This window comes from Aminobacter sp. NyZ550, assembly GCF_025628925.2.
Classification (GTDB): Bacteria; Pseudomonadota; Alphaproteobacteria; order Rhizobiales; family Rhizobiaceae; genus Aminobacter; species Aminobacter ciceronei.
The window spans coordinates 3,152,851-3,171,240 of the sequence record NZ_CP114190.1 but is presented as its reverse complement, the minus strand read 5'-3'; the positions used below and the strand labels follow the sequence as shown (position 1 = coordinate 3,171,240).

General features: G+C 63.4%; 19 protein-coding genes. 9 read left to right on the top strand and 10 right to left on the bottom strand.

Going from position 1 to position 18,390, the window contains the following annotated elements; genetic code table 11:
• Positions 1–298: 298 nt before the first annotated feature.
• The 3 genes from N7E70_RS15615 (at position 299) to N7E70_RS15605 (ending at position 2,792) form a co-directional block, all read left to right on the top strand.
• Positions 299–937, top strand: a complete 639-nt coding sequence (locus N7E70_RS15615; RefSeq protein ID WP_067961534.1) for a PAS domain-containing protein — start codon at positions 299–301, stop codon at positions 935–937.
• A gap of 117 nt (positions 938–1,054) precedes the next feature.
• Positions 1,055–1,672 (top strand): PilZ domain-containing protein, encoded by a 618-nt coding sequence (locus N7E70_RS15610; RefSeq protein ID WP_067961533.1) that lies wholly within the window; start codon positions 1,055–1,057, stop codon positions 1,670–1,672.
• 514 nt (positions 1,673–2,186) lie between these two features.
• Positions 2,187–2,792: a transglutaminase-like cysteine peptidase gene (locus N7E70_RS15605; protein WP_067961531.1), complete on the top strand. Its 606-nt coding sequence runs from the start codon at positions 2,187–2,189 to the stop codon at positions 2,790–2,792.
• Positions 2,793–3,168: 376 nt separating this feature from the next.
• On the opposite strand, the gene N7E70_RS15600 is transcribed toward N7E70_RS15605, so the two are convergent.
• Complete coding sequence (locus tag N7E70_RS15600; protein WP_067961529.1) at positions 3,169–3,702, bottom strand: gamma carbonic anhydrase family protein; 534 nt, start codon at positions 3,700–3,702, stop codon at positions 3,169–3,171.
• Positions 3,703–3,910: 208 nt separating this feature from the next.
• On the opposite strand from N7E70_RS15600, the gene N7E70_RS15595 reads away from it, so the two are divergent.
• Positions 3,911–4,636, top strand: a complete 726-nt coding sequence (locus tag N7E70_RS15595) for a hypothetical protein (protein ID WP_067961527.1) — start codon at positions 3,911–3,913, stop codon at positions 4,634–4,636.
• Positions 4,637–4,681: 45 nt separating this feature from the next.
• Here N7E70_RS15595 and N7E70_RS15590 read toward each other — a convergent pair whose 3' ends face one another.
• Both N7E70_RS15590 and cysE read right to left on the bottom strand, forming a co-directional pair.
• The gene (locus N7E70_RS15590) at positions 4,682–4,885 is read right to left on the bottom strand and encodes a DUF3126 family protein (protein WP_067961526.1); all 204 of its coding nucleotides are present in this window, start codon (positions 4,883–4,885) and stop codon (positions 4,682–4,684) included.
• A 127-nt stretch (positions 4,886–5,012) separates the two neighbouring features.
• Positions 5,013–5,861, bottom strand: a complete 849-nt coding sequence (cysE, locus tag N7E70_RS15585; RefSeq protein ID WP_067961524.1) for a serine O-acetyltransferase — start codon at positions 5,859–5,861, stop codon at positions 5,013–5,015.
• Positions 5,862–5,991: 130 nt separating this feature from the next.
• On the opposite strand from cysE, the gene N7E70_RS15580 reads away from it, so the two are divergent.
• Complete coding sequence (locus N7E70_RS15580; protein WP_263006890.1) at positions 5,992–6,774, top strand: enoyl-CoA hydratase-related protein; 783 nt, start codon at positions 5,992–5,994, stop codon at positions 6,772–6,774.
• 1 nt (position 6,775) lies between these two features.
• Positions 6,776–7,366: an HD domain-containing protein gene (locus tag N7E70_RS15575; RefSeq protein WP_192316018.1), complete on the top strand. Its 591-nt coding sequence runs from the start codon at positions 6,776–6,778 to the stop codon at positions 7,364–7,366.
• Positions 7,367–7,369: 3 nt separating this feature from the next.
• Here N7E70_RS15575 and N7E70_RS15570 read toward each other — a convergent pair whose 3' ends face one another.
• From N7E70_RS15570 to N7E70_RS15560, 3 genes are all read right to left on the bottom strand, one after another.
• Positions 7,370–8,140 carry an alpha/beta fold hydrolase gene (locus N7E70_RS15570; protein WP_263006941.1) on the bottom strand — a complete coding sequence of 257 codons (771 nt, stop codon included), beginning with the start codon at positions 8,138–8,140 and terminating at the stop codon, positions 7,370–7,372.
• A gap of 41 nt (positions 8,141–8,181) precedes the next feature.
• A complete protein-coding gene (locus N7E70_RS15565) occupies positions 8,182–8,700 on the bottom strand; it encodes a DUF192 domain-containing protein (RefSeq protein ID WP_263006889.1) in 519 nt (172 codons plus the stop codon).
• Positions 8,701–8,847: 147 nt separating this feature from the next.
• Positions 8,848–9,444: a cold-shock protein gene (locus N7E70_RS15560; protein ID WP_067961518.1), complete on the bottom strand. Its 597-nt coding sequence runs from the start codon at positions 9,442–9,444 to the stop codon at positions 8,848–8,850.
• Positions 9,445–9,663: 219 nt separating this feature from the next.
• Here N7E70_RS15560 and gloA point away from each other — a divergent pair, with 219 nt between their 5' ends.
• Positions 9,664–10,104 (top strand): lactoylglutathione lyase, encoded by a 441-nt coding sequence (gene gloA / locus N7E70_RS15555; protein WP_067961516.1) that lies wholly within the window; start codon positions 9,664–9,666, stop codon positions 10,102–10,104.
• 54 nt (positions 10,105–10,158) lie between these two features.
• On the opposite strand, the gene N7E70_RS15550 is transcribed toward gloA, so the two are convergent.
• Together N7E70_RS15550 and ilvA are read right to left on the bottom strand one after the other, a co-directional pair.
• Positions 10,159–10,698: a DUF1697 domain-containing protein gene (locus N7E70_RS15550; protein WP_263006888.1), complete on the bottom strand. Its 540-nt coding sequence runs from the start codon at positions 10,696–10,698 to the stop codon at positions 10,159–10,161.
• Positions 10,695–11,951 (bottom strand): threonine ammonia-lyase IlvA, encoded by a 1,257-nt coding sequence (ilvA, locus tag N7E70_RS15545; protein ID WP_154384025.1) that lies wholly within the window; start codon positions 11,949–11,951, stop codon positions 10,695–10,697. Before ilvA ends, N7E70_RS15550 begins: the two co-directional genes overlap by 4 nt.
• A gap of 153 nt (positions 11,952–12,104) precedes the next feature.
• Here ilvA and N7E70_RS15540 point away from each other — a divergent pair, with 153 nt between their 5' ends.
• Together N7E70_RS15540 and N7E70_RS15535 are read left to right on the top strand one after the other, a co-directional pair.
• The gene (locus N7E70_RS15540) at positions 12,105–13,562 is read left to right on the top strand and encodes a TrkH family potassium uptake protein (RefSeq protein ID WP_067961509.1); all 1,458 of its coding nucleotides are present in this window, start codon (positions 12,105–12,107) and stop codon (positions 13,560–13,562) included.
• 144 nt (positions 13,563–13,706) lie between these two features.
• On the top strand, positions 13,707–14,819 hold the full coding sequence (locus N7E70_RS15535) for an alpha/beta hydrolase (RefSeq protein WP_067961506.1): 1,113 nt from the start codon (positions 13,707–13,709) through the stop codon (positions 14,817–14,819).
• A 160-nt stretch (positions 14,820–14,979) separates the two neighbouring features.
• Here N7E70_RS15535 and N7E70_RS15530 read toward each other — a convergent pair whose 3' ends face one another.
• On the bottom strand, positions 14,980–16,350 hold the full coding sequence (locus tag N7E70_RS15530; RefSeq protein ID WP_263006885.1) for an IS1182 family transposase: 1,371 nt from the start codon (positions 16,348–16,350) through the stop codon (positions 14,980–14,982).
• 111 nt (positions 16,351–16,461) lie between these two features.
• Positions 16,462–18,273, bottom strand: a complete 1,812-nt coding sequence (gene ade / locus N7E70_RS15525; protein WP_263006884.1) for an adenine deaminase — start codon at positions 18,271–18,273, stop codon at positions 16,462–16,464.
• Between the last annotated feature and the right edge of the window lie 117 nt (positions 18,274–18,390).

Here is an 18,390-nt window from a genome sequence, read left to right as displayed (position 1 = left end):
CGCCCAGGGTTGCCCCTGGACGGCTGGTCGAGCCCCCCTGCCCGTCCCCAAAAGTAACTCTTGACTGAAGTGCTGCCGACCGCGCCTGCGCGGCCACTTCATGGAGTGAATGGAACGTGCCACGTAAGCCTGGGCACAGCAACGTAAACCCTTTGTTAACCTTAACGATCCCGATCCGTTAACAACTGTTACCAAGACTGGCACGCGTCCTGCTCCGCGCCTCATGTAGTCCTCAAGAATGAAGCGATTCTGTCCAGAGATGGCACATCAGGCACAGAAACGCTCGGAGCGGAGCAATATGAAACAGAAAGGATCGCTGGCACTGTTCCAATATTGGAACCGCCTTCGCGACGGCCGACCCGCACCCAAACGGACGGAAGTCGAGCCGGCCGAGATCAAGGCCCTGCTTGCAGACACTTTCATCCTCGAGCGCGACACCCGCGGCGAAGCGGTCTTCCGCCTCGCCGGCACCCGGCTATGCGCCACCTTCGGCCGCGAGCTCAAGGGCTTTTCGTTCCCCTCGCTGTGGCGTCAGAAGGACCAAAGGCTGATGGCACGCCTTGCCTATGGTGTGTTCCAGCAGAAGTCCGTGGTGGTAATCAACTTCGAAGGCTTCACCTCCAGCCTGCGCGCAACGAGCTTCGAAATGCTTCTGCTGCCGCTCGATGGCGGCATCGAAAACCCGCGCAGCCTGGGCGTCCTGTCGAGCGTCGACCGGCCGTTCTGGCTCGGCTCCGATCCGCTCACCGATGCCTCCATCGAAAGCGTGCGCGTCGTCGATCCGGACCTGGAACCGATGTTCCTCAAGAACCGTCCGGCGGTCACCGTGCCATCGCTCGCACCGAGCGATAGCGCCCTTTCCGGCGAGCCGAGCCCGCTCGATGGCGCGCGCCGGATACGCCACCTGTTCGTTCTCGAAGGCGGACGCGAAGAATAGCGCAAGCGGGCGACCCCAGAGGCCCGCTGCTAGGCGTTTTGTTAACCTCTTTGGCGCTAGTTTCGCCCAATAGCTCCCCGATGCGGTTCGGCGGGAGTTTGCAGATATGAGGGTAACATGAGGCCAGCGGCGATTGACTACGCGCCGTCACGGGCGGAACGACGCAACTTCCAGCGCGTCCGCGTGAAGATCTATGGTCGCTTCATGCTCGAGGATCGAACCGAGCATGCCGGCCAGGTCGTCGACATGTCGCCCGGCAACGTCGCCTTCCGCACCGACCGCTCAGGCGCCGCAGGCGAAAAAGTCATTGCCTATATCGACCATATCGGCCGCGTCGAGGGCGTCATCACCCGCACGCTATCGGACGGCTTCGCCATGACCGTCATCGCCTCCGAGCGCAAGAAGGACAAGCTGGCGGCCCAGTTGACCTGGCTTGCCAACAAGCACGAACTCGACCTGCCGGAAGACCGCCGCCACGAGCGCGTCGCCCCGCGCAATCCGATCAGCGCGCTGCAGCTCATGGATGGCCGGCAATATCCCTGCCGCATCATCGACCTGTCGCTCTCAGGTGCTGCCATCGAGATCGAGGTTAAGCCGGCGATCGGCGTCCAGGTCACGCTCGGCACCATGCGGGGCCAGATCGTCCGCCACTTCGAAGACGGCGTCGCCATCGAATTCGCCGTCATCCAGCGCCCCGAATCGCTCGACACCGAGTTCAACCGCCCGCGCACCTGACTGCGCCCAGTTTTCATAAAAAGGCACAGCCTGACCTTCCGCCGAAGGTCAGGCTGTTCGTATTTTGACGCAGGCACATCCGAAAGCGCACAAGCGTAGCGTTCCAGAACAACGGCAGCGGCTCGACTGCTGTTTCATTCCAGCACAGACAAGCCCGCGACTGCCTCTCCGGCGTCACCTCCCCGGCATCACGCTCCCCACCATCACAGCATGGATCCTCGGGGCAGGCCTCTGGGATGACGAAGCGGAGAGGCAGGTCCGGACAAACCGGGCTTACCACCCAAGCCCGCGAAACAGGTCATGCCACTCGGACCTGATTTGCCCGATCCCTGCGGCACGCAGCGTCGTCATGCCAAATTCGATAAAAATGTAATCAAATTTTCCGCAAGTTTTATTATTGTTCTATTCTTTGTTTCCGCAATTTCTCTTTTGTTTTTACTCAACATCTACTTCGCAGTTTTGCGTCAAATAAATCCGGACCTGTCATTGTCACCTCAAACGGGGAGACAACAAAATGAACATGCGTCGGGGATGGCTTCTGCTTCTGGCCACGACAATTCAGGCAGGTGCCGTCAGCGCCGCCATGGCGACACCGGCAGTCATGCAGACCAACGGCCGCACCACCCAGCCGGTCGGCCACTATGAGCTGTGCAAGCGCTCGCCGATCGAGTGCAATGAAAAGACCGCAAGCAGCAAGCCGGTCGAGCTGACCCGCAGCCTGTGGAAGGCGATGATTGCCATCAACGACAAGGTCAACACCGACGTCGCGCCGCGCACCGACATGGAAATGTGGGGCCAGGAAGAAGTCTGGTCCTATCCCGACAACGGCGCCGGCGACTGCGAGGACTATGTTCTGGAAAAGCGCCGCAACCTGATGGAGCTGGGCGTCCCCGCCGGCAATCTGCTGATCACCGTCGTGCGCCAGCCCAATGGCGACGGCCATGCAGTCCTGACGGTGCGAACCAGCCTCGGCGAATACATCCTCGACAACCTCGACACGCGGGTCCTGGCCTGGGACGAGACCGAATACACCTATCTCAAGCGCCAGTCGGAGCGGAATTCGGGCGTCTGGATTGCGATCAACGACGGCCGCGCCGACGCGGTGGCGTCGGTTCGCTAAGCGCAGCAGCCCCGGGCGCGCCCTATGAGAGGCGCGCCAAGGCAGCTGCAGCCCTATGAATCGGTGCATGGCATTCCGAAAATCGGCCCCGGTTTTCGGGGGCATGCGCTGGTGAGAAAACCCGGTCGCGTCCCCACCCTCCCCGTCCCCAACGACCGGGTCTAGGAGCCGGCCCATCCCCGGGCCGGCTCCGCCTTTTCAGGCAAGCCAGGGTGCAAACGAAATGCCGCCGGGCAAGGTGGTCAGGCTCAAGATAAGCCCGCGGTCGCGGGGATGAGTTTCCCTGGCTGCGAAAATGCCGAAACGCAGCGGCTGTGTTCAGAAGCCTGGCGTCGCTGCGCCGCGCGGCGCAGCCTTCGCGAGTCGGCCGTCTCGCCTAGTCCTCGCGCTTCTTCAGCCCGCCGGAAAACCGGCGCTGGTTGGCGACGTAATCGTCCGCGGACTTGCGCAGCCGGTCGGCGGCTGCGTCATCGAGTGTGCGGATCACCTTGGCGGGGGAGCCGACAATCAGCGAATTGTCGGGAAATTCCTTGCCTTCTGTCACCAGTGCACCGGCACCGACAAGGCAGTTCCTGCCGATCCTGGCGCCATTGAGCACGATCGCGCCCATGCCGATCAGCGAATTGTCGCCGACCGTGCAGCCATGCAGGATAGCCCTGTGGCCGATGGTGCAGCCCTCGCCGATTGTGAGCGGAAAGCCCGGATCGGTGTGCATTACCGTATGTTCCTGGACATTGCTGCGGGCGCCGATGGTGATCGGCTCGCGGTCGCCGCGGATGGCTGTCCCGAACCAGATGCCGACGTCGCGCCCGATCCTGACATCGCCAACCACCGCCGCATCGGGCGCGATCCAGCTGGTGGCGCGGTCCTCGAACTGCGGCTCGACCCCGTCGATTGCGTAAAGCGGCATCGTCAATTCCTTTTCTTTGGCGCGCGCAACCTATGGAGCGCATCGCCACAAGGCAAGCGTGCAACACAGCCTTAACGCGCCATTAACCATGCGCACGCAATGTCGAACAGATATCGGGCTCCCGAACGAACGGGAGCTGGGGTTACCGGCCCGGCAAGGCGCATGACGCGAAGGCAAATGCCAGCCGTGGCCGCTCTGGAGACATCAGATGAAGCAAGAGACGGCCGACAATTCCGGTTTCGACGTCGTCGATTCGGCGCTGATGATGAAGGTCTTCTACGGCTTTGCCGTGCTCGCCATACTTTCGGTGGCGATCAGTCTGGGCGGCCGCTGGTTCGGCCAGACCATCGCCATGGCCGGCTACACAGATGAGGTCGCACCGCGCGAAATCGTCATCGGCAACGACGTCATTTCAGCCCCCGCCAACATGATCCGCTTCGAGAAGGCCCGCCGCGACGGCATTGCCGGGCGCCTCGATCTCTATCTGCGCTGGCCCGAAATGGACGGCTACAGCGAGGCGGCACGGCCGGCATTCAACAATCTCGACGGCCACAAGCGCATCGTCTTTCTCAGCCTAGAACCGCGCATGATGACCCGCGACATGAGCGGCCGTCTTGCGCCAATCTACAGCGAACTGACCGTCAAGCCGGGCGTACCGGGCCCCGAAGGCATGACGCTGTTCGGCTTCACCGAGAACTCAGGCTATCTCAACGAGGTGCTTGCGGTTGCCGCGCGCAACGGCGAACCACCCTTCGTCGCTCGCTGCCTCAGCGGCACGGAGGCTGAGGAATCGCTCGCGCCTTGCGAGCGCGACGTCTTCGTCGGCAAGGATCTGAGCCTGACCTACAGATTTCCGAGGGAGCTTCTGGGAGAGTGGCGTGCGCTGGACCGGGCGGTGATCGCCAAGGCGAATGCCATGCTGCACGTGAAGTAGCTGCCGCGCGAACGTCGCCGCGCGGCGCAGGGGCCGAGCGATTGGTCAGCCCAGATCGACGTCGAGGATCGCCATCGAGAAATTGTAGTCGCCGTCGTCCTCGTCCTTGAAAACGATGCCGAGGAATTCGTCGCCGATATAGACCTCAGCCGAGTCGTCCTTGCGCGGACGTGCCTTGACCTGAAGGTTGGGGTTCTGGAACTGACGCTTGAAATAGGCGTCGAGTTTTCGGATTTCTTCCGGCTTCAACTGGCTTCTCCGGCTTGTCGTTAAGAGACGCGCTTCTGACACGCCAACCATGGCGCTGTAAAGGCAAGGCTTGGCTTACCCCCGCGCAAATCGCGCCAGCGCCCGTCACGGGCGCCGGCACGCAATCTCAGATATCGAAGCTGACGACGTGATCCATGGTCTGCGACGGCAGCAGCTGGTCCATCTGGCTCGACGGTCGGTCGCAGCCGGTTTCGCCGACGACGCGCGCCGGAACACCTGCCACCGTCTTGTTGTGCGGCACCGGCGACAGCACCACCGAACCCGCGGCGATCTTGGAGCAGTGGCCGACCTCGATGTTGCCGAGGATCTTGGCGCCGGCGCCGATCAGCACGCCGTAGCGAATCTTGGGGTGGCGGTCGCCCCCGGCCTTGCCGGTGCCGCCCAGCGTCACGCCATGCAGGATCGAGACGTCGTCCTCGACGACGGCGGTTTCACCGACGACGAGACCGGTGGCATGATCGATGAAGATGCCCTTGCCCATGCGCGCGGCCGGGTTGATGTCGGTCTGGAACACCGAGGACGAGCGGCTCTGCAGATAGAGCGCGAAATCCTTGCGGCCGCGGTTCCACAGCCAGTGCGCCAGGCGATGCGTCTGGATGGCGTGGAAGCCCTTGAAGTAGAGCACGGGCATCAGATAGCGGTCGCAGGCAGGATCGCGATCGTAATAGGCCTGGATGTCGGTGCGCACCGTGTCGCTCCACTCCGGCCGATCTTCCAGCATGGCATAGAAGGTCTGGCGGATCAGGTCGGCGCCGAGATCCTGATGCGCCAGGCGCTCGGCCAGACGGTGGATCACCGCTTCCTCGAGCGTGTCCTGGTTCAGGATCGTGGCATAAAGAAATGCCGCCAGCAGCGGGTCGCCCGCAACCGCATCGGTCGCTTCGTCACGCACCGATCGCCAGATCGGATCGACCGGCTTCACCGAGCTTGGGCGCGCTGCGGATATGGTGTTCATCGACGGTCTCCGTTCACTGCCGGCTTGTGCATTCCCGCGCGGGACATATAAGCCAGATGTTAGCACTATTGAACTCAATTTTCCTTAGTGCTCGATCAAGTGGATTTGGTTCGCGGATATTCAAGGCGCCATGGAAACTGAACCCTTGCTGGTCACGACGGCCGGTGGCGTTGCCACGATCGTCATCAACCGCCCGTCGCGCAAGAACGCCGTCACCCAGGCGATGTGGGTCGACCTGGCCCGTCATGTCCTCCTGTCGTCGTCCAATCCCGACATCCGTGTCATCGTCCTCAGCGGCGCGGGCCAGGACTTTTCCGCCGGCGCCGACATCTCCGAATTCGATACATTGCGCGGCGATGCCGACAGTGCACGCGCCTATGAGGCGACCAATTCGGCGGCCTTCGCCGCCCTGCGCAACAGCGCCATTCCCGTCATCGCGGCGATCCGCGGCATCTGCTTCGGCGGCGGCTTCGGCCTGGCGGCGGCCTGCGACCTGCGCATCGCCACGCCGGACGCCCTGTTTGCCGTGCCCGCGGCACGCCTTGGCCTCGCCTACCCGCAGGACGCGATGGGCGACATCGTCTGGGCCGCCGGGCCGCAGATGGCGAGATATCTCACCTACACCGCCGGCCGCATCGATGCGCAGGCAGCCCTCTCTGCAGGGTTCCTGCTCGAAACCGTCGAACCCGAGCGTTTCGATGCCCGCGTCGGCGAGATCAGCAGGACAATTGCCGAGAATGCGCCCCTGTCGGTGCGCGCCTCCAAGGCGGCCATCCGCGCGGTGTTGAGCCGCGACGCCGGCGACACGGCCCTTGCCCGGGCCGCCGGCGACGCCACCTTTCTCAGCGACGACTATGTCGAGGGCCGCGCCGCCTTTGCCGGCCGGCGCACACCCGTGTTCAAGGGGCGGTGACATGTCTTTGATCGACGACGCCACCAAGGCGGAACTGACCGCCCTCTATCAGGCCGACGACCGCCATTACCACGGCATCCGCCACATCGAGGCTTTGCTGGGGCTGCTGACGGAGTACCGCGCCCAGTTCGCCGATGCCGAGGCGGTCGAGGCGGCGATCTGGTTCCATGACGCGATCTATGACAGCCGCGCCAAGGACAATGAGGCGCAAAGTGCAGCGCTGGCCGCCGACAGGCTCAATGGGCGGGTCGACGCCGCTCGCCTCGCCGGCATCGTCAGGATGATCGAGGCCACCGCCAGCCATGAGGTGCCTGCCTTCGAAGATGCGGCAGCCAAGGTCGACGCAGCCCTTTTGCTCGACATGGATCTGTCGATCCTCGGTGCCCCGGCTGACATCTTCGACGCCTATGAAGACGCCGTCAGGCGCGAATATGGCTGGGTCAGCGACACCGACTGGTGCGCCGGTCGCGGTGCGGTGCTGCGCAATTTCCTGGCGCGGCCTCGTATTTTCCATACCGACATCTTCGTGACGCGGTTCGAAGCCGAAGCACGAGCCAACATGGAGCGCTCGCTGACAAAACTTGGCGGCTGACGCTCAGAGCGGGTGCTCGGCATAAAACTCCAGAACGCGCTTCTTGAACGTCCTGTCGCCGACGGCCAACATGTGGTCGCGGCCTTCGATATCGAAGCTTTCGCCATGCGGCATCAGGCGTGCCAGTTGCTCGGGAGAGCCGGCGATATCGTCCTTGGTGCCGACGGCGACCAAGGTCGGCTGCATGATCCGCCTGATGTCGTTGTCGGTCACCAGTTCGCGTGAGGTCGAAATGCAGGCGGCGAGTGCCTTTTTGTCGCTGCGCGTCTGGTCGGCGAAGGCGCGGAACATCCTGGCCCGCGGCTGTGTAATCGCAGCAGGGTCCTCAGCCAGCAGTGCGGCGGCGATCGGGTCCCAGTCGCCGACACCGTCGACCATGCCGATGCCGAGCCCGCCGAACACCAGCGTCGCCACCCGGTCGGGCGCCTCCAGCGCCATGAACGCCGAGACGCGCGCGCCCATCGAATAGCCCATGACATGGGCACGCTCGATGCCGAGATGGTCGAGCAGGGCCACCGCATCGCTGGCCATCTTGCTCGGCGTGTAGTCGGCCTCGTTGTAACTCTTGGTCGAGCCGCCATGGCCGCGATGATCGAAGGCGATGGCGCGGTATCCGGCTTCGGTCAGCGTCTTGAACCAGCCCGGCGACACCCAGTTCACGAAGTGGCTGGAGGCAAAGCCATGAATCATCAGCACCGGCTCGCCGCTGCCGGCGCCCGCCGGCGGCAGGTCGAGAAACGCCAGGTCGAAACCTTCATGGGAAAAATGATCGATAGCCATCGTTGCTCCGAATGGTCTTTGGCCCAGGTCTGGCGTCAGCCCGGATTGCCGGCGGCAGCCGTGATTGCGCGATGCCTGAGCCTGACGCCGTCGGCAATGCCCGACCTGGCTGCCGTGCCGGCCTTGAGTTCGAGCACGAAGCGCGCCGGCTCGTCGGGTGCGATGACCGCTTCCGAAAATGGCGTGCCCGGCAGGACGTCGAGCACCTTGCCGTCGGGACCGACAAAGACCAGGTCGAGCGGCAATGGCGTGTTCTTCATCCAGAAGCCGACCGGCTGGGTCTGCTCGAACACGAACAGCATGCCCTGGTCGTCGGCAAGGTCCTTGCGGAACATCAGTCCCATCGAGCGTTCGCCCGGCTCGTCGGCAATCTCGATACGGAACGGCACGTCGCCCCTGGCGGTGGCAGCGATCAGTGGCTCGGCATCGACCGGCAGCTTCATCGCCTCCTGGGCAATGCTGGCCCCGGTGGCAACCAACGAAACGACAATGGCCGGCGCCGCAAACAATGCAGCGCCGAGGGCTCCAGCCAGCAGCGATTTACGTGTGATCATCAAATCCATCTTCGGGGCGCGTTCGCGTTTCTGGTCAGGCCGATCCGAAAATGGTGGATTTCGAGAACCGGAGCAGAGCTGACATTCAGGTCCGTGAGCGCCGGAAGCGCAGAAAGCCGCCATTTGCAGGCCGGCTTCACCTGAAACCTAGTGCGAAACCGGCAAGGTCCCTAGATCGGGGTGAATTTCGGCAGCCATAAGGCCTTTGTCGCCCTTGCCGAAACGAACCAGCACCACCTGCCCCGGCCGAAGCTCGGTGACGCCGAAGCGACGCAGCGTTTCCATGTGGACGAAGATGTCCTCGGTGCCTTCACCGCGCGTCAGGAAGCCAAAACCCTTGGTTCGGTTGAACCACTTGACCAGCGCGCGCTCGAGCCCGCTTTCGGGCGTGACCGAGACATGGGTGCGCTGCTCCTGCATTTCGGCAGGGTGCACCGCGGTCGAATTGTCGATGGAGAGGACGCGGAAGGCCTGCAGGCCGCGGTCGCCCTGCTTGACCAGGCAAACGACGCGGGCGCCTTCGAGCGCCGTCTGGAAGCCGTCGCGGCGCAGGCAGGTGACATGCAGCAGCACGTCGCTGCCAATTCCGTTGTCGGGAAGAATAAAGCCGTAGCCCTTGGCCACGTCAAACCATTTGATGGCGCCCGAAAGCTCGACCAGACCGACACCGTCGTGGCTGTCGTCGAGCTCGAAAGCGTCACGGCCAGTGCCGTTCTGCACCACGAGAGAGGCCTTTTCCCCCATCAGAACGCCCCCTTTCCTTGCAAACGCCATTACTGATTCTTGAGATAAGATTAACACTTCCGTTTTGGTCTTACGCAAGGGCCGACCGGCCATTTTTCGACTTGCCCCCCGGATAGCCACAAGCTTCGCGCCAGTTCCGCAGAAAACGCATAGCCATGGTTGCCGAGCGTGCGGGCCCCGCCCTATGTATCGCGCCGAACCCCAACCCAAGGAACAGCGATGCGCTATCTGCACACCATGGTCCGCGTCAAAGACGTCGACGCCTCACTGGACTTCTACTGCAACAAGTTCGGCATGAAGGAGATCCGTCGCTCCACCAACGAGAAGGGTCGCTACACGCTGATCTTCCTCGCCGCCGACGAAGACGTCGGCGCCGGCAGCGAGCGCCAGACGCCGTTGCTCGAGCTGACTTTCAACTGGGACACGGAAGACTATCAGGGCGGCCGCAATTTCGGCCACCTCGCTTATGAGGTCGACGACATCTACGCCACCTGCCAAGACCTGATGAACAAGGGTGTCACCATCAATCGCCCGCCGCGCGACGGCAACATGGCCTTCATCAAGTCGCCCGACGGCATCTCGATCGAACTGCTGCAGAAGGGTGAGCGCCAGACCCCGGCGGAACCCTGGCTGTCGATGCCCAATATCGGCAGCTGGTAACAGCGCCAGCCCGAAACCGGGACCGGTTTCGACAGCAGGACACGCCGGGGAGGCTCAGGCCTTCCGGGCCATGTCGAGCAAGGTCAGCACGGTGCGCCAGTTGCGCATCGTGCCCGGCACCTTCAGGGTGCGCGGCAGCATCTCGGCGAACTTTGACTTGCCGAGACCATCGGGGGCGTGAAGGTAGAGAACGTCGCCCTTGACCGCGAAGCTTTCAGGACCGGTGCAGCGCTCCGCCAGCCGCGCGATCTCTTCGGCGGTCGGCTCACGCTCCAGCGCGCTCGCATGCAGCCTGGTCGGATCATCTGCCACTTCGGGATAAGGATTGCTTGCCACCAGCGCCTCGAGCCAGCCGAGGTCGCGCACCATGATACGCGAGCGAAAGCCCCAGCGCTTTTCGAACGCCGCCTCGATACGCTCGGTCAGTGGACCGGCTTCGGAAGCCTCGGCTCCGAACACCACGTTGCCGCTCTGGATGTAGGTCGCAACGTCGGCAAAGCCGAGCTCTTCGAAGAATGTCCTGAGTTCAGCCATCCTGACGAGGCGGTTGCCGCCGACATTGATGCCGGAAAACAGCGCGACGAACACGCTCATATGATGAAGCCGCCCAGCGTCTCGTTGTCGGTGATGTCCTGGTACTGCACGCCCTCGACATCGAAACGCGCCTTGAGCAGGTCGAAGTTGCGCCGGTCCTTGGTTTCGATGCCGATCAGCACCGAGCCGAAATTGCGTGCCGACTTCTTGAGATATTCGAAACGCGTGATGTCGTCGTCCGGGCCCATGAGTTCGAGGAAATCACGCAGCGCGCCGGGCCGCTGGGGGAAGCGGATGATGAAGTATTTCTTCAACCCCTCGAAGCGCAGCGCCCGCTCCTTGACGTCGGGCAGGCGCTCGAAGTCGAAATTACCGCCCGACACCACCGCCACCACGGTCTTGCCCTTGAGCTCTTTCTTCGAGAAGTCCTTGAGTGTGTCGATCGCCAAGGCACCGGCAGGTTCCAGCACCACGCCCTCGATATTGAGCATCTCGATCATCGTGGCGCAGAGGCGGTTCTCCGGAACCAGATGGACGCTGTCGGCCGGAAAGTCCTTGAGCAGGCGCAGCGGCTCGCGACCGAGCTCGCCCACGGCCGCACCGTCGACGAAATTGTCGACCTTGGCGAGCTTGACCCGTTTGCCGGTGGCGAGGCTGTCGCGCAGGCTGGGCGCACCCGCCGGCTCGCAGAAGACGAAGCGTGGTGCAGCACCCGTCTCGGCGAAATAGCGCGTCACGCCGGCCGACAATCCGCCGCCGCCGACCGGCAGCAGCACCATGTCGGGTGCACGCCCATTCGGCATCTGGGCGGCAATCTCGAGCGCCACTGTCGCCTGGCCTTCGATGATGTCCTTGTGGTCGAAAGGCGGCACCATGTGGCCGCCCGAGCTTTCGCAAAACTCCAGGGCGGCGCGATAGCAGTCGTCGAAGAAGTCGCCGACGAGCTTGATCTCGACGAACTCGCCACCGAACAGCCGCGTCTTGTCGATCTTCTGCTGTGGCGTCGTCACCGGCATGAACACCACGCCCCGCTTGGCGAAATGCCGGCAGACGAAGGCAAAACCCTGGGCGTGATTGCCGGCCGACGCACAGACGAACAGCTCGGCCTCATTGCCGGCGGCAAGCGTCTTGCGGAAGAAGTTCAACGCGCCGCGGATCTTGTAAGAGCGCACCGGCGTAAGGTCTTCGCGCTTCAACAGCACGCGTGCGCCAGTCTTGCGCGAGAGATAGTCGTTCTCCTGCAGCGGCGTCTCGGGAAACAGCTGCCTGACTGCCCCGGCTGCCAGCGAAACCCTTTCGGCAAAACTGGTCATGGCGAAGGCACTCCTGAAATCGACCGGGCAAATGCTGTGGCCCGCGTCCCTGCGCTATTGCATATTCGGCGCCGTGAAGCCACTGTCCGGCTCCCGCCACCAGGTCCAGGCCGACAGATTGGCTCGCCGCGATACATTTGGGGATACGTCTCGGTGAACAGAATTGCCGTCCGCGCCGCGATCCACATCGCAGCCGTCTTTGCCATCTACCTGTCCGTTGCAATGCTCCTTCCGGCGGCCGTCGACCTCTATTACGGCAATGACGACTGGCGCTCCTTCGCCTTCACCGCCTTGTTCATGGGCGGCCTGTCGCTGGCCATAGCGCTGGCGACACAGGGGCGCACGCCTCCCGCCAACACCCGCTTCGGCTTCCTGCTGGTCAATTTCCTCTGGCTCACGCTGGCGATCGCGGGGGCCGTGCCGTTCATGACGTCGTCACTGCAGCTCAGCGTCACAGATGCCTTTTTTGAATCGGTCTCGGGCATCACCACGACAGGCTCGACCGTCATCAGCGGGCTCGACACCGCGCCTCCAGGCGTTCTGATCTGGCGCTCGCTGCTCAACTACATGGGCGGCCTCGGCGTCATTGCGCTCGGCCTGTTCCTGCTGCCGTTCCTCAATATCGGCGGCGTTTCCTACTTCAAGATCGAATCCTCCGACATTGAAGACCGCCCCTTCGAGCGTTTCCAGACCTTCACGGTCAGCCTGATCGGCATCTACACCACGCTCGTCGTCACCTGCGCTTTCGCCTACGCTGCCGCAGGCATGACTGGCTTCGATGCAGTCAATCACGCCATGGCAACGCTCGCCACGGGCGGCATGTCGACCAGCGACACGTCCTTCATGCGTTATGCAGGCGAGCCTGCGATCCTGTGGATCGGAACCACCTTCATGTTCATCGGCTCGCTGCCGTTTTCGATCATGATCCTGTTTGCCGTTCGCGGCCGGCTCGACGCGCTGCGCGACCCGCAGATCCGGATCTTTGCCGGCTACTACGTCGTCTTTGCGGTGGCGGTCGCAGTCTATCTCAGCGTCCGCACCGGCATGCCGTTCTTCATGACCCTCAGCCACACCGCCTTCAACTTCATGTCGATCATCTCGACGACCGGTTTCGCTTCCGACGACTACACGCTCTGGGGGCCGTTTGCCGTCGCCTGCATTTTCGTCGCCACCTTTCTCGGCGGCTGCTCCGGCTCCACCACCGGCGGTATCAAGGCCTACCGTTTCCTGATCCTCTTCGAACTTCTGGCCAACGGCTTGCGCCGCCTGATCTATCCCAACACGGTGACGCCGGTGCGCTATGGCGACCGCTCCGTGCCACCTGAAATGCAAAGCGCGGTGGTCCTGTTCATCGCGTCCTTCTTCGTCATCTGGGGCATCGGGACGATCCTGATGGCAGCCACCGGCCTCGATCTCGTGACGTCGATGACGGGCGTGCTTACCGCCCTCACCAATGTCGGCCCCGGTCTCGGCCCGATCATCGGCCCCGTCGGCAACTTCGCCTCGCTGCCCGATGCCGCCAAGTGGATCTGCTCGGCCGCAATGCTGCTCGGCCGCCTTGAAATCCTCGCCGTGCTCGTGATCTTCACGCCAACTTTCTGGGGTCGCTAACTCTGTGAACTCCGGTGCGGAAGCCCTTGTTTCCGCCACAATTTCGGCAATCCGGCAACACTCCTCCACCGACTTCCGCCGAAGCTGTTACTTTCGGCTGGACCCGACTTACTTCCGCCACTATGAGCCGGTCGGGAGGAAGGCATGCTGAATGCACTGCCCGTCAGAGAGATCGCCAAAGTGTCGCCGTCGAAATACTGCCTTGTCATCGTCGCCCTCCTGTTGTCCGGTTGCATCGGGCAGCCGTCCGGCGCGCTTTTGACGGGTGCCGTGGTCAATGTCCCGGTCCAGGAGATCGCCGGCAACCATGCGATCTTCGTCGCCTCGACGCGCCAGTACGCCGCCGACAACAAGGAGGTCTTCGACCGCGACCGTTCGGCGACGCTGAACTTCGCCCGCGTCGACGTGACCGTTCCCAAGGTCCACAAAACCGGCCAGATCGAACTGCGCGGCCGCAAGGACCCGGATCCGACCAAATTCTTCACCGCCACCAACGCGGTCGGCTACCAGACGCAGCCCGAATTCTCCAAGGCGCTCAGCGCCGACATCGCCGCACGTGGCGGCCGCGCAATGCTGTTCGTGCACGGCTACAACACCTCCTTCGACGCCGGCGTCTACCGCGCTACCCAGATCGCGCATGACTCAGGCTATACCGGCACGCCGGTATTGTTTTCATGGGCGTCCGGCGGCAGCACGACCGACTATGTCTATGACAGGGAAAGTGCTGCGGCCGCACGTGACCAGCTCGAGGTGACGCTGCGCATGCTCGCCCAGTCGGGTGCGCGCCGCATCGACATCGTCGCGCATTCGATGGGCACTTGGGTAACCATGGAAGCGCTGCGCCAGCTGGCGCTGACCGGCGACCGTGACCTTGGCGGCAAGCTCGGCGACGTGGTTCTCGCCTCACCCGACATCGACGTCGACGTATTCAAGAGCCAGATGCGCCGGTACGGCAAGCCGACCAAGCCGTTCTTCCTGATGACCTCGGGCGACGACCGCGCACTCAAGCTGTCGGGCATCCTGGCCGGCTCCAAGCCGCGCCTCGGCGATTACAAGAACGCCGCCGACCTCGCCGAATACGGCGTCATCGTCGTCGACCTGTCGGATGCAAGGGGTGCGGACAGCTTCAACCACACCAAGTTCGCCGACAACCCGCAGATGGTGAAGCTGCTCGGCCAGCGCCTGCGCGCCGACGACGGCTTTGCCAGCGACCGCGAGGTCACCGACCGCATCAACATGCTCGGCGGGCTGCAGTAAGGCCGCTTACCTCCGGAATGAAAAAGGGCGCCTCGGGCGCCCTCAGACTGCTGACAAACCCCGTCGAATTTCGGCGGGGTTTTGTTTTGTGGGTTGATTGAGCTTTTTTGGATTGATGTCGGGGGGCAGATGCCAAGGCCGTTGCGAGCCGGCTTTGGCCTCATGCGAGGCTTGGTTTTGGCTTTGGCCAGAGGCTGATTGCGATCTTTTTCATGTTCTGGGCGGCGGCTGCGATCAGGCACTGGCAGGCGACGCGTGTTCGCCTTCGGAAGCGGGCATAGCGATGGCCGAAGAGCTGCTTGGCATCGGCGAAGGATCGCTCGACCGTCTCCTTGCGGCGTCGATAGATCGCCTTGCCCCATGCGGTTAAGCGGTTGGCATCGACCCGCTCGCGGACATCCTGCCAGACATGGCGCGTGATGGTGCGCTCGGCCTTGGCGTTTGATGTGCAAGACGCCAGCAGCGGACAGTTGCGGCAGATCGTCGGGTCGCTCCTGTAGTGGCGATAACCGCCGCGATCGGTGGTGGCGTAAGTGAGCAACTGGCCCTGCGGGCAACGATAGCCGTCAAGGTCCGGCTCATGGACGAAAGCGCCCTTCCTCATCTTGCCAGGCTTTGGCCGGGTCGGGTTGCGATAGCCGACGACACCGTGGATGTTCCTGTCCTCCAGGCCCTTGGCGATGCCTGGCGTGGCATAGCCGGCATCCAGCCCCGCCGCCGTGACGTCGAAGCCGAAACGCTCCACCTGGCGGTCGAGCCGGTCGAGATAGACGATCGAGTCATGCACGTTGGCCGGCGTGGCAAACGTGTCGGTGATGATGCCGAAGCCGCCATCCACCGTGCGGTGATCGAGATAAAAGAAGCCCTTCGGCTTGCCCTCGCGCACCATATAGCCAGCCTCAGGATCGGTGCGCGAGACCTTCGTCTCTTTCACCGCAGGCTGCCGCTCCTGCTCCTTCAGCGCCTTCTGGCCGTGCAACGCCCGTTCGGCATCGATCGCCCGGTCGAGCTCGCCCCAGTAGTCGGCACGCGACTTGGCGACCATGGCAAGGTCGTACTTGCCCTTGTTGGCATTGGCCTTCAGGTGCGTGCTGTCGGTGTAGAGCACCGTGCCGTCGACCAAGCCTGCCCCGATCGCCTGCTCGACAATGCGGTCGAAGATCGCCTGCGCGATCGTCTCGTCCTGGTAGCGCCGGCGTCGGTTCTGCGACAATGTCGAGGCGTCGAACACCTTGTCCGTCAGCTTCAGCCGCAGGAACCACCGGTAGGCGACATTGACCTCGATCTCTCGCACCAATTGCCGCTCCGAGCGCACCCCGAACAGGTAGCCGATGAACAGCGCCTTGAACATCAAGGTCGGATCAAGTGGCGGGCGACCATTGTCGGCGCAGTAAAGCGGCGCTGTCAGATCGTGGATGAACGAGAAATCGATAACACCATCGATCTTGCGCAGAAGGTGATCAACTGGAACCAGTTGATCGAGCGTGACGATCTCAAGTGCGGTTTGTTCAGGGCCGGCTCGCTTCAACATCACCCACTGAATCACCCCCCCCCCCCACCCCCAACTCTCGCCAGGGGTTTGTCAGCAGTCTGAGGGCGCCTCGGGCGCCCTTTCTTTTGTCGTTGCTCGTGGCGCTCCAGCTCAGACGAACAGATCGACCTTCTCGAAGGTCCTGACGTCGACCAGGCCGACATCAGAGATACGCAGTTCGGGGATCACCACCAGCGCCAGCAGCGAGTGCTGCATGTAGGCGTTGTTGAGGCTGCAGCCCATGTCGCGCATCGCCTGCACAAGCTTGTCGGCTTTGGCGGCGACGATCTCGGCGCGCTCGTCCGACATCAGGCCGGCGATCGGCATCTCGACCAGCGCCAGCTCCTTGCCCTGGGAGAACAGCACCACGCCGCCGCCGACCTGCCCGAGCCGGTTGGCGGCAAGCGCCATGTCGGCCTTGTTGGTGCCGACGACGATCATGTGGTGGCTGTCATGTGCGACAGTCGAGGCCAGCGCACAGTCCTTCATGTAGCCGAAGCCCGATACAAAGGCGTTGGTCACCTGCCCCGTGGACCGGTGGCGCTCGACGAGCGCGATCTGGCAGACGTCGTTGCGACGGTCCATGCCGACCAGCCCGTCCTCGACCGGCAGGTCGGCCTCCAACGCACGCGTCGGCGCCTGGTTCTCGATCACGCCGATGACGCGCACGCGGACTTCATTGGCGCCTTCCGGCGCCTTGATGTCGAAGTCGGCGGCACCCAACTGCTTGCCGAGCTTGACCGTGTTCTTGGCCTCGGCGGGATAGGCATAGGCAGGAATGTCGATGTCGAGCTTGCCGGCCTTGGCGACACGTACGCCGCGGGCATAGACCTCGTCGATCCTCATCTCGGCCAGGTCCGAGACGATCAATACGTCGGCCAGCCGGCCCGGCGCGATCGAACCGATCTCGCGCTCGAGGCGGAAATGCTGGGCGGTGTTGATCGTCGCCATCTGGATCGCGGTCACCGGCTTCAACCCCTGCTGGATGGCGTGGCGAACGACGCGGTCCATGTGCCCGTCATGAACGAGCGTGCCGGAATGGCTGTCGTCAGTGCAGAGGATGAAGTTGCGCGGGTCGATGCCCATCTCGGTCACAGCCTTGATCTGGCTGGCAACGTCGTACCAGGCAGAGCCGAGACGGAGCATCGCCTTCATGCCCTGACGGACGCGGGCGATAGCGTCCTCGGCGCGGGTGCCCTCATGGTCATCCTCTGGCCCGCCGGCGACATAGCCGTGAAACGGCAGGCCGAGGTCGGGCGAAGCATAGTGGCCGCCGACGGTTTTGCCGGCCTTCACCGTCTCGGCGATCTCGCCTGTCATAACCGGGTTGTTGGCGGCGACACCGGGGAAGTTCATCACTTCGCCCAGGCCGACGATGTTCTCCCAGCTCATCGCCTCGGCAACGTCCTCGACGGTCAGCACCGCACCGGCATTTTCCAGCCCCGGCGCCGACGGCACGCAGGACGGCATCTGCACATGGACGTTGATCGGCATGGCGAGCGCCTCGTCATGCATCAGCCTGACGCCCTTGAGGCCGAGCACATTGGCGATCTCGTGCGGATCGATGAACATCGAGGTGGTGCCGTGCGGAATGACGGCGCGGGAAAACTCGGTGACGGTGACCATGCCGCTCTCGACATGCATATGCGCGTCGCACAGGCCCGGCACGAGATAGCGCCCGCCGGCGTCGACGACCTTGGTGCCTTGGCCGATGGCGTGGCTGGCGTCGGGCCCGCAATATGCGAAGCGGCCGGCTGATATGGCCAGGTCGGTGCCGGGGATGATCTCGCCCGAATGCACGTTCACCCAGCGACCGTTGCGGATGACGAGGTCGGCCGGCTTGCGGCCCATCGCGACGTCGACCAGTGCAGGTGCGGTCTCGGTCCAGGGGCGCGGCTTGGCGAAGGCGGTCGTGTTGGGCATTGCAAGGAATCCTGTGTTCTTTCGCAACGACTGTAGCGAAAGCCGCGACGGAAAACAGAGCCTTGGTTGTGCGGCATCACCGCCCCGCTATACTTGGCGGCAGAAACGGTTCGGGCC

Bases quoted from the DNA above. Each gene is read 5' to 3' on its own strand.
- N7E70_RS15535 (WP_067961506.1), top strand. From the start codon at position 13,707: ATGCTGAATGCACTGCCCGTCAGAGAGATCGCCAAAGTGTCGCCGTCG.
- N7E70_RS15530 (WP_263006885.1), bottom strand. From the start codon at position 16,350: ATGTTGAAGCGAGCCGGCCCTGAACAAACCGCACTTGAGATCGTCACG.
- N7E70_RS15565 (WP_263006889.1), bottom strand. From the start codon at position 8,700: ATGATCACACGTAAATCGCTGCTGGCTGGAGCCCTCGGCGCTGCATTG.
- N7E70_RS15595 (WP_067961527.1), top strand. From the start codon at position 3,911: ATGAAGCAAGAGACGGCCGACAATTCCGGTTTCGACGTCGTCGATTCG.
- N7E70_RS15605 (WP_067961531.1), top strand. From the start codon at position 2,187: ATGAACATGCGTCGGGGATGGCTTCTGCTTCTGGCCACGACAATTCAG.
- N7E70_RS15615 (WP_067961534.1), top strand. From the start codon at position 299: ATGAAACAGAAAGGATCGCTGGCACTGTTCCAATATTGGAACCGCCTT.
- cysE (WP_067961524.1), bottom strand. From the start codon at position 5,861: ATGAACACCATATCCGCAGCGCGCCCAAGCTCGGTGAAGCCGGTCGAT.
- N7E70_RS15610 (WP_067961533.1), top strand. From the start codon at position 1,055: ATGAGGCCAGCGGCGATTGACTACGCGCCGTCACGGGCGGAACGACGC.
- N7E70_RS15550 (WP_263006888.1), bottom strand. From the start codon at position 10,698: ATGAGCGTGTTCGTCGCGCTGTTTTCCGGCATCAATGTCGGCGGCAAC.
- N7E70_RS15600 (WP_067961529.1), bottom strand. From the start codon at position 3,702: ATGCCGCTTTACGCAATCGACGGGGTCGAGCCGCAGTTCGAGGACCGC.
- ade (WP_263006884.1), bottom strand. From the start codon at position 18,273: ATGCCCAACACGACCGCCTTCGCCAAGCCGCGCCCCTGGACCGAGACC.
- N7E70_RS15560 (WP_067961518.1), bottom strand. From the start codon at position 9,444: ATGGGGGAAAAGGCCTCTCTCGTGGTGCAGAACGGCACTGGCCGTGAC.
- gloA (WP_067961516.1), top strand. From the start codon at position 9,664: ATGCGCTATCTGCACACCATGGTCCGCGTCAAAGACGTCGACGCCTCA.
- ilvA (WP_154384025.1), bottom strand. From the start codon at position 11,951: ATGACCAGTTTTGCCGAAAGGGTTTCGCTGGCAGCCGGGGCAGTCAGG.
- N7E70_RS15575 (WP_192316018.1), top strand. From the start codon at position 6,776: ATGTCTTTGATCGACGACGCCACCAAGGCGGAACTGACCGCCCTCTAT.
- N7E70_RS15580 (WP_263006890.1), top strand. From the start codon at position 5,992: ATGGAAACTGAACCCTTGCTGGTCACGACGGCCGGTGGCGTTGCCACG.